The sequence below is a fragment of the Stenotrophomonas sp. 278 genome, from assembly GCF_003935715.1.
In the GTDB taxonomy this organism is placed as follows: Bacteria; Pseudomonadota; Gammaproteobacteria; order Xanthomonadales; family Xanthomonadaceae; genus Stenotrophomonas; species Stenotrophomonas maltophilia_AH.
In genome coordinates this window covers 1-12,312 of sequence record NZ_RHPP01000125.1, presented here as the reverse complement: position 1 = coordinate 12,312, position 12,312 = coordinate 1, and the positions used below count along the sequence as shown (strand labels likewise).

Below are 12,312 nucleotides of genomic sequence, written 5' to 3'. Positions count from 1 at the left end.
GGACACGCCGTGAATCCATCCATGGAGGCTACTCGGACGCCATCCATGGCGCCGAGTGTCCCGCAAACCCACCCCGACCGGCCCCCGACAGGCGGTCGGTGGCCACGGGAAATCAAACCCCAAGCGCGGGCGCGGTAGCGTCGGTCGACAGACGACGGCCCTGAAAGCCCCAACATCCGGTAACGCATGACCCCGGATCAACACCGCTTGATTCGGCATTTCCGTTGGGCCACCGACCACGTATCGAGGGGCCGGCGGGTGGGGGGTACGGGACCGTTGAAAACATGGATGTTTTCGACGAGCCCCCATGGATGGGTTAACGGCGTGTCCCGTACCCCCCGCCCGCCGGCCCCAGGCACGTAGACCAGCCGCCGAGGGGGGGGTCGCCCGGACCCCACAGCAGCCGGGCAAGCCCGGCTCTACCTGAACCGGGCACACCCCTGTCGTATTCGCCCCGGGTGCTAGAATTCGGCTTTCCTTTTGCCGTTGTGTCGCCCCATGCAACTCTCCCTGCTCAAGACCAAGATCCACCGTGCCACCGTCACGCATTCCGAGCTGAACTACGAAGGTTCCATCGCCATCGATGACAACCTGCTGCAGGCCACCGGCATCCGTGAATTCGAACAGGTGCACATCTGGGACGTCACCAACGGTGCGCGTTTCTCCACCTATGCGCTGCGCGCCGAGGCCGGCAGCGGCGTGATCTCGCTCAACGGCGGTGCTGCGCGTCACGTGCAGGTCGGCGACATCATCATCATTGCCGCCTTCGCCAACATGAGCGAAGAAGAAGCTGACAGCTTCAAGCCGAAGTTGGTATATGTGGACGGCAAGAACCAGATTTCCCACACCAACGACAGCATTCCGACCCAGGCCGCATGACACAGCACAACGGATTCGACCCGCTTCACTCCCATGCCCAGCGCCTGCGCGGCGCAAGCATCCCCGCACTGATCGCCGCCGAACCCGGCCGCGCACAGTCGCTGGGGCTGCGGGTCGGTCCGTTGTACGCCAACTTCGCGCGGCAGAAGTATGACCGCGCCGCGTTGGACGCCCTGCTGCAGCTGGCCGCCGAGCGCGACGTCGCCGGTGGCTTCCAGCGCCTGCTCCGGGGCGAAACGGTCAATGTGACCGAAGCCCGTGCCGCCCTGCACACCGCGCTGCGTGGTGATCTCAGCGGTGCGCCGGTCGCCGGCGAGGCCTACGCCACCGCCGCGCAGGTGCGCGCGCAGATGGGCGAGCTGATCGCCGCGCTGGAAAGCAGCAACGTCACCGACATCGTCAGTGTCGGCATCGGCGGCTCCGACCTGGGCCCGCGCCTGGTCGCCGACGCGCTTCGTCCGGTCACCGGGGCACGCTTCCGCGTCCATTTCGTTTCCAACGTCGACGGGGCTGCCATGCAGCGCACCTTGGCCACGCTGGATCCGGCCACCACCGCCGGCATTCTTATTTCCAAGACCTTCGGCACCCAGGAAACGCTGCTCAACGGGCAGATCCTGCACGACTGGCTGGGCGGCAGTGAGCGCCTGTATGCGGTCAGCGCCAATCCCGAGCGCGCCGCCAAGGCCTTCGCTATCGCCGCCGGCCGCGTGCTGCCGATGTGGGACTGGGTCGGCGGGCGCTACTCGCTGTGGTCCGCGGTCGGCTTCCCGATCGCGTTGGCGATCGGATTCGAGCGCTTCGAGCAGCTGCTGGCCGGTGCCGCCGAGATGGACGCGCACGCGCTGAACGCACCGCTGGACCAGAACCTGCCGGTGCTGCATGCGCTCACCGACATCTGGAACCGCAACCTGCTCGGCCACGCCACCCACGCGGTGATGACCTACGACCAGCGCCTGGCACTGCTGCCGGCCTACCTGCAGCAGCTGGTGATGGAAAGCCTGGGCAAGCGCGTGCAGCTGGACGGTCGTCCGGTCGACAGCGACACCGTGTCGGTGTGGTGGGGCGGCGCGGGTACCGACGTGCAGCACAGCTTCTTCCAGGCGCTGCACCAGGGCACCAGTGTGATTCCGGCCGACTTCATCGGCTGCGTGCATAACGATGACCCCTACACGGTCAACCACCAGGCGCTGATGGCCAACCTGCTGGCGCAGACCGAGGCGCTGGCCAACGGGCAGGGCAGTGATGACCCGCACCGGGAGTATCCGGGTGGGCGTCCGAGCACGTTGATCCTGCTCGATGCGCTGACCCCGCAGTCGCTGGGTGCGCTGATCGCGATGTACGAGCACGCGGTGTATGTGCAGTCGCTGGTGTGGAACATCAACGCCTTCGACCAGTTCGGGGTCGAGCTGGGCAAGCAGCTGGCAAGCCAGCTGTTGCCGGCGCTGCAGGGTGAGGCGCATGGCATCACCGATCCGGTGACCCTGGAGTTGTTGAACCGGTTGGTTTGACGGGTGTACCGACCAACGGTCGGTACCTACCGCGAACCGACGACCAACGCTCGGTACCTATCCTGTCTCATGCAAACCGGTAGGCGACGACCGTTGGTCGTCGCTGCCTCACCGTGACGGATCTCTCTCCGGGCTGGGCCGCTTGGCCAGCTTGCGCTGCAGCGAGCGCCGGTGCATGCCCAGCAGGCGCGCGGCCGCTGACACGTTGCCACCGGTTTCGTGCATGGCCTGCTGGATGTGTTCCCACTGCAGGCGGCTGATCGGGGTCATCGCGTCCGGCGGTTCCATCTCGCCGTCATCGGCCGGGCCATCGTCTTCCTCGCCCAGTGCGCGCAGGATCATCGGCACCGTGGCCGGCTTGGGCAGATAGTCGTCCGCACCCAGCTTGATCGCCTCCACCGCAGTGGCGATGCTGGCGTAGCCGGTCACCAGCAGGATGCGCATGTCCTCGCGCAGGGAGCGCAGCGGCTGGATCAACGCCAGCCCGGACTCCGAGCCGAGTTTCAGGTCGATCAGCGCGAATGCCGGCGGCTGCTGCCGGGCCAGCAGCAGCGCCGAGGCAATGTCACTGGCGGTCACCGTTTCCAGGCCCTTGCGGGCCAGGCTGCGCTGCAGCGTGCGCAGGTACAGGTCATCGTCGTCGACCAGCAGGCCGTGGGTGGCAGCGGGGGGGAGGGTGGTCATGCGGAGGTCTCCTGGGCGGCCAGGGGCAGGCGGAAGCCGACGCGGGTGCCGGCCCCGTTGGCCGGTCGCATCCACAGCTCGCCGTCCAGGCGCTCGATGGTGGCATGGGAAAGGGCCAGGCCCACGCCCATGCCCTGGGTTTTGCCGCTGTTGAACAGCGTGCCGGGCAACACCGCCTGGCGGGCGTCGAAGCCCCGCCCATAGTCGCGGACCTCGCCAATCAGGTCGTCGCCCTCGATACGCAGGCTCAGGTCGACCTGCGGGCGCTGTGCCTGCTCGCCGGCATCGGCGGCGTTGTTGAGCAGCACCATCAGCAGGTGACCGATGCCCGGATCGAGCGGCAGCTGCAACGGCGCATCTTCATTGCGTACCAGGGTGATGGTCGGGCGCACCAGCCGCCACTGCTCCAGCACCTGCGGCAGGGTCACCGTGTCACGGCCCGGATGCTGCCCGGCGGCAGGGCGGGCCAGCGCCAGCACCCGTTCACGGCACTGCACCAGCAGCTCGCGCAGGGTGTCCACATCTTCGCGGACTTCGGCGTTGTCGCTCTGCTCGGCAATGTCATCGGCCAGCAGGGTCATGGTCGCCAGAGGGGTGTTCAGTTCATGCGCCACCGAAGCGGCATGGGTGGCCAGCGCGACGATGCCTTCGTTGCGCACGAAGCGCTCGCGCAGCAGCGAAAGTTCATGTTCGCGCCGGCGCAGCGCGATTGCCAGCCGGGTCGAGAAGGCCAGCACCACCGCGGCCGAGAGCAGGAAGTTGGCCACCACGCCCCACTGGTGCAGGTCCATCGCGCTGAAATAGCCGGCCGGCAACGGCAGCCCGAAGACGCCGCTGACCGCGTAGCCGATCAGGCAGGTCGCGGCCACCGCCAGGGTCCAGCGCGCCGGCAGGGCCAGTGCCGCCAGCGCGATCAGGATCAGGAACAGCGAGCCGAACGGATTGGCCACGCCGCCGCTCCAGCTCACCATCCAGGTCAGCACGGTCACGTCCACCAGGATGTGGCAGAACGCCGTCACCGGCGCGGTGTTGTCCTCGTCGCGGACCCGCAGCTGGGCGTACACGTTGAACAGGGCCAGTGCGACCACGCCTGCCCACAGCGGCTTCTGCGGCAGCTCCAGCCCCAGCACCCAGGTGGCGACCAGGATGGTGGCGGCCTGGCCGGCCACGGCCAGCCAGCGCAGGCTGCACAGGGTGCGTAGGAAGGGGGCGTCGGTACCGGTCATGGGTGTCCATCGTATGCGCTGGCGCGCCGCACCGCCTGCGACAATCGGCCGCATCGCGCCCGGATGCCCGCCGACGGATGAATGGGGGTGCGCCACTGCGCCGTGGCAGAGCGTAAAATGGGGCATGCACGACGCCGTCTCCAAACCGACCGAACCCTCTGATTCCACCGTCTGGGCGCGCCGCCAGACCCAGGCCGTGTCCATCGGCGGGGTCGTCGTGGGCGGGGGACGCCCGGTGGTGGTGCAGTCGATGACCAACACCGACACCGCCGACGTCGCTTCCAGCGTGAAGCAGGTCGCCGAGTTGTGGCGTGCGGGTTCGGAAATGGTGCGGCTCACGGTCAACAATCCCGAATCGGCTGCCGCCATTCCGCGCATCGTGGAAAAGCTGCAGATGATGGGCATCGACGTGCCGCTGATCGGTGACTTCCATTACAACGGCCACCAGCTGCTGACCCAGGAACCGGCCTGCGCCGAAGCCCTGGCCAAGTACCGCATCAATCCAGGTAATGTCGGCTTCGGCAAGAAGAAGGACACCCAGTTCGCGCAGCTGATCGAGTTCGCCATCCGCTACAACAAGCCGGTGCGGATCGGAGCCAACTGGGGTTCGCTGGACCAGTCGCTGGCCGCGCGCCTGATGGACGAGAACAACGAGCGCGAAAAGCCTTGGGACGCTGGCCGCGTGCTGCGTGAAGCGCTGATCCGCTCGGCACTGGACTCGGCGCACACCGCCGTCGACCTCGGCCTGCCGCGCGACCGCATCGTGCTCTCGGCCAAGGTCAGTGGCGTGCAGGAGCTGATCGCGGTGTACCGCGACCTGGCCCAGCGTTCCGATTTCGCCCTGCACCTGGGCCTGACCGAGGCCGGCATTGGCAGCAAGGGCATCGTCGCCTCGTCGGCGGCGCTGGCGGTGCTGCTGCAGGAAGGCATCGGTGACACCATCCGTATTTCGCTGACCCCGGAACCGGGGCAGTCGCGCACCCAGGAGGTGATCGTCGCGCAGGAACTGCTGCAGACCACCGGCCAGCGCGCCTTCACCCCGCTGGTCACGGCCTGTCCCGGCTGCGGCCGCACCACCTCCGAGTTCTTCCAGGAACTGGCCAAGGTGGTGCAGAACCATGTCCGCGAGAAAATGCCGCTGTGGAAAGTGCACCACCCCGGAGCCGAGAACATGACCCTGGCGGTCATGGGCTGCGTGGTGAACGGGCCCGGCGAATCGCGGCATGCGAACATCGGCATCTCCCTGCCGGGCACCGGTGAAGCGCCTTCGGCCCCGGTATTTGTCGACGGTGAGAAGTCGGTCACGCTTCGCGGCGAAAACATCGCGCAGGACTTCGTGACCCTGATCGACGAGTACGTCGAGCGCAAATATGTCCGAAGCGCAGGATAAGCCCCCTGTGCTGGGCACGCCGGAAGCGGCGTCCGGTGTCCGCCATTGGCTGGCCCACAACGCGTGGCGATTCGTGCTGCTGTTTGTCGGGGTGCTGCTGCCATTGGCTGCGTTCGTGGAGCTGGCCGATGAAGTGCATGAATTCGAGGAATTCCACTTCGACGCGCCGCTGCTGTGGAAAATGCACGCGGTCTCCAGCCCGGGGCTGGATGCCTTCTTCGTGTTCATCTCCAGGATCGGCTACCAATGGGGCGTCATCCCGGGCGACATCCTGATCGTGCTGGCCCTGCTCGGGTTCCGCCGCTGGCGTGAAGCCGCCTTTGCCGCCATCAGTTTCATCGGCTCGGCCCTGCTCAACCTGGGCAGCAAGCAGTTCTTCCAGCGTGATAGGCCCACCCTGTGGGAATCGATTGCCCCGGAAAGCACCTACAGCTTCCCCAGCGGGCATGCGATGGGCTCGGCCACACTCGCCGCCGTGGTCATTCTGCTGGCCTGGAACACCCGCTGGCGCTGGCCGGTGCTGGTGGCCGGGGTCACCTTCGCCGGACTGGTCAGCCTCTCGCGGGTGTATCTGGGCGTGCATTACCCCTCAGATATTCTCGGTGGATGGTGTGCCGCACTGGTTTGGGTGGTAGGGTGCTTTCTGGTGATGTTCCGTCGCCGGGTGCCCTGGCGGCACCACCGTCGTACCACCCGGGGAGAGGGTGGGCCGGAAACGGCATGAGCGAAGAGGGAATTTCACGTTGCTGAAGTGACCGGTCTGCTGGAAGCGCAACGGCCGAAATGCCTTGTTTTTCAGCGTCCGGAGCAGGGGTGGGGCCCTGGTGCAGGACGAGCGGGCGGGGAGCCTGTTTCCTTGTTATCGCAATACCGCGCGGCTAGGCTTGCCCCGAATGCAGTAGATGAACAAGGGTGCGTAGATGACGATTCGAGTGTATCTGGTGGACGATCACGCGCTGGTGCGAACCGGCATGAAGATGATCCTGTCCAATGAAACCGACATCGAAGTGGTCGGCGAAGCCGAGTCCGGTGAAGATGCCCTGCCGGACATCCGTCAACTGCGTCCGGACGTCGTGCTGTGCGACCTGCATCTGCCGGGTGTCAGTGGCATGGAGGTGACCGAGCGCGTGATCCGCGGTGACCATGGTACCCGCGTGGTCATAGTGTCGGTGCTGGAAGAGGGCCCGATGCCCAAGCGTCTGCTGGAAGCAGGCGCGTCCGGTTACATCGGCAAGGCCTGCGACGCCCAGGAACTGCTGCGGGCCGTGCGTGATGCCGCCATGGGCCGTCGTTATCTCGGCAGCAGCATTGCCCAGAACATCGCCCTGGCCAATGTCGAAGGCAGCCAGTCCCCGTTCGATACGCTGTCACCGCGCGAACTGGAAGTGGCCCTGTTGTTGACCCAGGGCCTGCGCCAGGAAGACATCGCCAAGCGTCTGAGCCTGAGCGCCAAGACCGTGAACACCCACAAGGCCCGTCTGTTCGAGAAGATGGGCATCCAGGACAACATTGCCCTGGCCCGCATGGCGAGCCTGTACGGGCTGGTGGATCCGGCGCGGCCGTTGTGATCGCGGGTTAACGCGTGCGGACGCGGCTGACGATCTGTGCGGCCGCTGAGGCGCTGGTTTTCACCTTGTCCCAGTCGCCGTTTTCGATCCAGTTGTTCGGCACCATCCAGGAGCCACCGATGCAGACCACGTTCTTCTGCTCCAGGTATTCGGCGGCGGTTGTCTCGGTGATGCCCCCGGTCGGGCACAGCTTCAGGTCCGGAATCGGACCTGCCAGCCCCTTGATCATGGCCAGTCCGCCCACCGCCGACGCCGGGAACAGCTTGCATACCCGGAAGCCGCGCGCGTAGAGCGCCAGCATCTCGGTGGGCGAGGCCGCACCCGGCACCACCGGCAGCGGTGCCGCCGCCAGCGCGTCGGCCATGTGCGCCGGCGTGCCCGGGGTCACCAGGAAGTCCGCGCCCGCATCGATGGCCTGCTGCATCTGTTCCACCGTCAGCACTGTGCCCGCGCCCACCACCACATCCGGCAGCTCGCGCTTGAGCATTGCCAGTGCGTCCATTGCCACCGGCGTGCGCAGGGTCAGTTCGATTGCCGGCAGGCCGCCTTCCAGCAGTGCCGCGCTGACCGCGCGGGCCTGGTCGAGGGTGTGCACGGTGACCACCGGCAGGATGCCGGCGGCGTGGAGCAGGGATTCAGCGCGTTGCTGGTGTTCGGCGATGGTCATGAAAAAGTGTTCCGTTGAGGTGCGGGAGCCGGGCGGAGCCCGGCACCACGGGGTCAGGCGTCCTTGGACTCGTGCGGTGCCGCGGCCGCAGCCGCATCACCGCCCAGTTCGTACTCGGCGTCGTAGTTCCAGATGTCACCGTCTGCGGCGGCCGGGCCGCACGAGATCGAAATCGCACCCTGGTCGGCCGGACCCACCATGCGGCGATTCAGCGCGAACAGGTTGCGGCCCATGTCGTGGCCCGCCGGTGCCGTGTTCGGTGCCGCTTCGCGCGCCGCGAATTCAGCCGCATCCACCAGCACCTCCAGCGTGCCCGCCTCGCCGTCCAGGCGGATCATGTCGCCCTCGCGCACCCGCGCAATGGCACCGCCACGCGATGCCTCCGGGGTCAGATGAATCGCCGCCGGGAACTTGCCCGATGCGCCCGACAGACGGCCATCGGTTACCAGCGCCACGCGCCGGCCCTGGTTCTGCAGCAGCCCCAGCAGCGGAGCCAGCGAATGCAGCTCCGGCATCCCGTTCGCGCGCGGCCCCTGATAGCGCACCACCGCCACGAAATCGTGCGGCAGCACGCCAGCCGCATGCAGCTTGTTCAACACCTGCGGTGCATCCACCACCACGGCCGGCGCTTCGATCGTGCGGTACTGCGGCTTCACCGCCGACAGCTTGATCAGCGAACGGCCCAGGTTGCCGCGCAGCAGGCGCAGGCCGCCCTGTGCTTCGAATGGCTCCGTCACCGGGCGCACCACCTCAAGGTCGGCACTTTCAGTGATGCCCTCGATCCAGGTCAGCGCGCCTTCGCGCAGTGCCGGGTCCTGCGTGTACTGGCGCATGCCGCCCTCGGCCACCGTGACCAGGTCCGCATGCATCAGCCCCGCATCGATCAGTTCGCGGAACACGAAGGCGGTGCCGCCTGCTGCCGCGAAGCGGTTCACGTCGGCCTCGCCATTCGGATAGACCCTTGCCAGCAGCGGAATAAGCTGCGACAGCTCGTCCATGTCGTCCCAGGTCAGCACGATGCCGGCCGCGCGAGCCACCGCGATCCAGTGGATCGTATGGTTGGTCGAGCCGCCCGTGGCCATCAGCGTGATCACCGCATTGATGATCGCCTTTTCGTTGATCAACCGGCCCAACGGACGGAAGTCGTCGCCCAGCGCGGTGATCTCCAGCGCACGCTGCGCCGCATGACGGGTCAGTGCATCGCGCAGCGGCGTGCCCGGATTGACGAACGACGCGCCCGGCAACTGCACGCCCATCGCCTCGAGCAGGGTCTGGTTGGAGTTGGCGGTGCCGTAGAACGTGCAGGTGCCTGCGCCGTGGTACGACGCCGCTTCCACCTCCAGCAGCTCCTCGCGCGTGGCCTGTCCTGCGGCATAGCGCTCGCGCACCTCCGCCTTCTGCTTGTTCGGAATGCCCGGTGTCATCGGACCCGCCGGCAGGAACACCGCCGGCAGATGGCCGAATGCCAGGGCACCGATCAGCAGGCCCGGCACGATTTTGTCGCACACGCCCAGGTACACGGTGGTGTCGAACATGTCGTGGCTCAGCCCGATCGCCGTCGACTGCGCGATTACGTCGCGCGAGAACAGCGACAGCTCCATGCCGGCCCGGCCCTGGGTCACGCCGTCGCACATTGCCGGCACGCCACCGGCCACCTGCGCTGTTGCCCCCAGCGAGCGCGCGGTCTCGCGCAGGATCTCGGGGTAGTGCTCGAACGGCTGGTGCGCCGACAGCATGTCGTTGTAGGCGGTGATGATGCCCAGGTTGGGCGTCACGCCGCCGCGCAGGCGCGACTTGTCGGTCGGGCCACAGGCCGCGAATCCGTGCGCCAGGTTGCCGCAGCTCAGGCGCGAGCGGAACGGACCGTCACGCAGCGCGGCATCCACGCCGGCCAGGTAAGCCGCGCGCGAGGCGGCGCTGCGCGCGATGATCCGCGCGGTGATGGCTTCAAGTTTGGGGTGCAGGCTCATTGGCTACCGGCTATGAGTGGGGAACGCAGGAAAAGAGGGGCGGTCACGGGTCAGTCGCACCAGTGGATGCGCAGCTTCGGGCCGTCCATGTCGATTGCGTTGAGAATGGGATAGAGCTGGGCGTTGCTGCTTTCCAGCGCCTGCTTGAGCACTTCCAGCTTCTGCTTGCCGCGCAGCAGCAGCAGGCGCTGGCGGCACTTGCGCAGCCCGTGCGGAGTCAGGGTGATGCGCAGCGGCCACTGGTTGGCTCCCGGGCATCCGGTTGCGTCCAGCGCAGCGTAGGGCAGGGTGCTTTCCAATGCACGCCCCAGATCCTTGGAGCCCGGGAACAGCGAGGCGGTATGGCCGTCGTTGCCCATGCCCAGCACCGCCAGCGTCGGTGACTGCGAATGCTGGGCCTGCAGATTGGCGGTGTAGACGCACTCGGTGATCGGTTTGCCGACCCGCACCAACGGATCGAAATGCGCGCTTTCGGCGCGCTTGAGGAAGCTTTCGCGCACCAGCCAGGCATTGCTGTCGCGGTCATTCGGTGACAGCCAGCGCTCGTCGACCAGGCTTACTTCCACGCGATCCCAGTGCACATCCAGTTCCGCCAGCGCCTGGTACACCGGAGCCGGCGTGGTGCCGCCGGACAGCAGCAGGCGCGCACGACCGGTCTCGCGGATGTCGAGGTTCAGGCTGTCGGCCATCTCGGCCGCAACCGCCTCGATCCACGCATCCGCCTCGTTGTGGCGGATCAGTTCGAAGCGTTCGGAGGTGTCGAGTCGGTTCATGCAGTGCCTCCCGGCAGGTCGCGTTCCATGTCGGCGGCATAGGCGGCCGCGCCAAGCAGGCCGGCATGGCGGTGCATCACCGCCAGCGACGGTACCCGCGACATGATCGAAGAGAAGCGCCCCTTGTGCTCGAAGCGCTGGCGGAAGCCGGAATGCTGCAGCGAATCGAGCATCTTCGGCACCAGGCCGCCGGTCAGGAACACGCCATCCCACGCACCCTGGATCAGCACCAGGTCGCCGGCGATGGCACCGAACACCGCGCAGAACACGTCCACCGAGCGCATCGCCTGCGGGTCGCCCTGCAGGGCTCGCGCGGTGACATCGGCCGGCTGCAGAAGGCCCGGATCGAAACCGGCCATCTCGCACACCGCGCGATGGATGTTGACCAGGCCCGGGCCGCAGATCAGGCGCTCGTTGGAGACCCGGCCGAACTGCTCGGAGAGGATCTCCAGAATGCGGATTTCTTCCGGGGTGCCCGGCGGGAAGCTGACGTGGCCGCCTTCGGTTTCCAGCGGATAGCAGCGGCCGTGGCGCAGGATCAGCCCGCCCACGCCGAGCCCGGTACCCGGGCCGATCACCGCATAGTTGCGCGGCTGGCCGGGCTTGCCCGGCACCCACGCTGCACCGCCGACCTGCACCACGTCGCTGGGTTGCAGCAGCGAGATCGCCATCGCCTGGGCGGCGAAGTCGTTGATCAGATGCAGCTGGCCGAAACCGAGCATGTGCGCGGTGCGCGCACGCGAGATCACCCACGGGTGATTGGTGATGCGGGCTTCATCGCCGTCGACGCGACCGGCGACCGCGAACACACCGCGGTCGGCATCGGCCCCGATCTGTTCCAGGTAATGCCGTGCGGCATCGCCCAGTGACGGGAAGTCGGCGACGGCGAACTCGCGCACCGTGTCAGCCAGCAGCGGTGCCGCCTGCTGGGTGTCGGCGAGGGCGAAACGGGCGTTGGTGCCGCCGATGTCGGCGACCAGCGCCGGAAGGCTGGCGACCGTCATGCCGGATCCTTGCGGCCGGCGTCTGCATCCACGTCAGCCGGCAGGAAGCCCGCCGCTTCGGTCGGACCCCACTGGCCAGCAGGGTAGGGCTGCAGCGGCAGCGGTGCAGCCTTCCAGGCTTCGCTCACGCTGTCGATCCACGCCCATGCCGCGCGCACTTCGTCGTCGCGCACGAACAGCGCGTGGTTGCCGTTGAACGCATCCAGGAACAGGCGCTCATAGGCGATGCGGCGATGCAGGCCGGTCGGCACGGAGAGTTCCAGCTCCAGCGGATGCAGTTCCAGCGCGCCCCATTCCGGGCCGGCCAGGCTGCTCATCAGGCCCAGCTCGATGTTTTCCTGCGGCTGCAGCTGGAAGGTGATGCGGTTGGGCGTGGCGTTGCCGCGATGCGGACGCTCGAACAGCCAGTGCGTGACCGGCTTGAGCGTGACCACCACGCGGGTGGTGCGTTCGGGCAGGCGCTTGCCGGTCACCAGATGGAACGGCACGCCCGACCAGCGCCAGTTGTCGATGTGGGCGGTGACGCCGGCGAAGGTTTCCACGTCGCTGCCTTCCGGCGGCTGATAGGCCTGCGCCGCCTGGCCGTTGATGCTGCCGGCGGTGTAGCGGCCGCGCACGCTGTCACGCGCGGCGTGCTTGGCGT

11 protein-coding genes and 1 pseudogene are annotated in these 12,312 nt (G+C 67.4%); 5 read left to right on the top strand and 7 right to left on the bottom strand.

The annotated features are described in order from the left end of the window. The first annotated feature begins 498 nt into the window (after positions 1–498). Together panD and pgi are read left to right on the top strand one after the other, a co-directional pair. A complete protein-coding gene (gene panD, locus EGJ34_RS17245; RefSeq protein WP_125361711.1) occupies positions 499–879 on the top strand; it encodes an aspartate 1-decarboxylase in 381 nt (126 codons plus the stop codon). Continuing rightward, entirely contained in the window at positions 876–2,387 is a 1,512-nt protein-coding gene (pgi, locus tag EGJ34_RS17240; RefSeq protein ID WP_125361710.1) for a glucose-6-phosphate isomerase, read from the top strand. Before panD ends, pgi begins: the two co-directional genes overlap by 4 nt. A 108-nt stretch (positions 2,388–2,495) precedes the next feature. On the opposite strand, the gene EGJ34_RS17235 is transcribed toward pgi, so the two are convergent. Both EGJ34_RS17235 and EGJ34_RS17230 read right to left on the bottom strand, forming a co-directional pair. Then, entirely contained in the window at positions 2,496–3,071 is a 576-nt protein-coding gene (locus EGJ34_RS17235) for a response regulator transcription factor (protein ID WP_125361709.1), read from the bottom strand. Further along, complete coding sequence (locus EGJ34_RS17230) at positions 3,068–4,297, bottom strand: ATP-binding protein (RefSeq protein ID WP_125361708.1); 1,230 nt, start codon at positions 4,295–4,297, stop codon at positions 3,068–3,070. The genes EGJ34_RS17235 and EGJ34_RS17230 overlap by 4 nt, the downstream gene beginning before the upstream one ends. A 124-nt stretch (positions 4,298–4,421) precedes the next feature. Between EGJ34_RS17230 and ispG the strand changes: the two genes are divergently transcribed. The 3 genes from ispG (at position 4,422) to EGJ34_RS17215 (ending at position 7,255) form a co-directional block, all read left to right on the top strand. After that, entirely contained in the window at positions 4,422–5,687 is a 1,266-nt protein-coding gene (gene ispG / locus EGJ34_RS17225; protein ID WP_125361707.1) for a flavodoxin-dependent (E)-4-hydroxy-3-methylbut-2-enyl-diphosphate synthase, read from the top strand. Continuing rightward, positions 5,668–6,411, top strand: a complete 744-nt coding sequence (locus tag EGJ34_RS17220; RefSeq protein WP_125361706.1) for a phosphatase PAP2 family protein — start codon at positions 5,668–5,670, stop codon at positions 6,409–6,411. The genes ispG and EGJ34_RS17220 overlap by 20 nt, the downstream gene beginning before the upstream one ends. Before the next feature lie 196 nt (positions 6,412–6,607). Then, the gene (locus EGJ34_RS17215) at positions 6,608–7,255 is read left to right on the top strand and encodes a response regulator (protein WP_125361705.1); all 648 of its coding nucleotides are present in this window, start codon (positions 6,608–6,610) and stop codon (positions 7,253–7,255) included. 7 nt (positions 7,256–7,262) lie between these two features. Here the strand turns inward: EGJ34_RS17215 and EGJ34_RS17210 are convergent, their stop codons facing one another. The 5 genes and pseudogenes from EGJ34_RS17210 to EGJ34_RS17190 all read right to left on the bottom strand — a co-directional run. After that, on the bottom strand, positions 7,263–7,922 hold the full coding sequence (locus tag EGJ34_RS17210; RefSeq protein ID WP_125361704.1) for a bifunctional 4-hydroxy-2-oxoglutarate aldolase/2-dehydro-3-deoxy-phosphogluconate aldolase: 660 nt from the start codon (positions 7,920–7,922) through the stop codon (positions 7,263–7,265). A gap of 53 nt (positions 7,923–7,975) precedes the next feature. Beyond that, positions 7,976–9,892: a phosphogluconate dehydratase gene (gene edd / locus EGJ34_RS17205; RefSeq protein WP_125361703.1), complete on the bottom strand. Its 1,917-nt coding sequence runs from the start codon at positions 9,890–9,892 to the stop codon at positions 7,976–7,978. A gap of 50 nt (positions 9,893–9,942) precedes the next feature. Beyond that, the gene (gene pgl / locus EGJ34_RS17200) at positions 9,943–10,665 is read right to left on the bottom strand and encodes a 6-phosphogluconolactonase (protein ID WP_125361702.1); all 723 of its coding nucleotides are present in this window, start codon (positions 10,663–10,665) and stop codon (positions 9,943–9,945) included. Further along, positions 10,662–11,669, bottom strand: coding sequence for a glucokinase (gene glk, locus EGJ34_RS17195; protein ID WP_125361701.1), 1,008 nt, complete (start codon positions 11,667–11,669; stop codon positions 10,662–10,664). Before glk ends, pgl begins: the two co-directional genes overlap by 4 nt. Beyond that, positions 11,666–12,312, bottom strand: a pseudogene (locus tag EGJ34_RS17190) (glucose-6-phosphate dehydrogenase); the annotation flags it as partial. The gene glk and the pseudogene EGJ34_RS17190, both read right to left, overlap by 4 nt.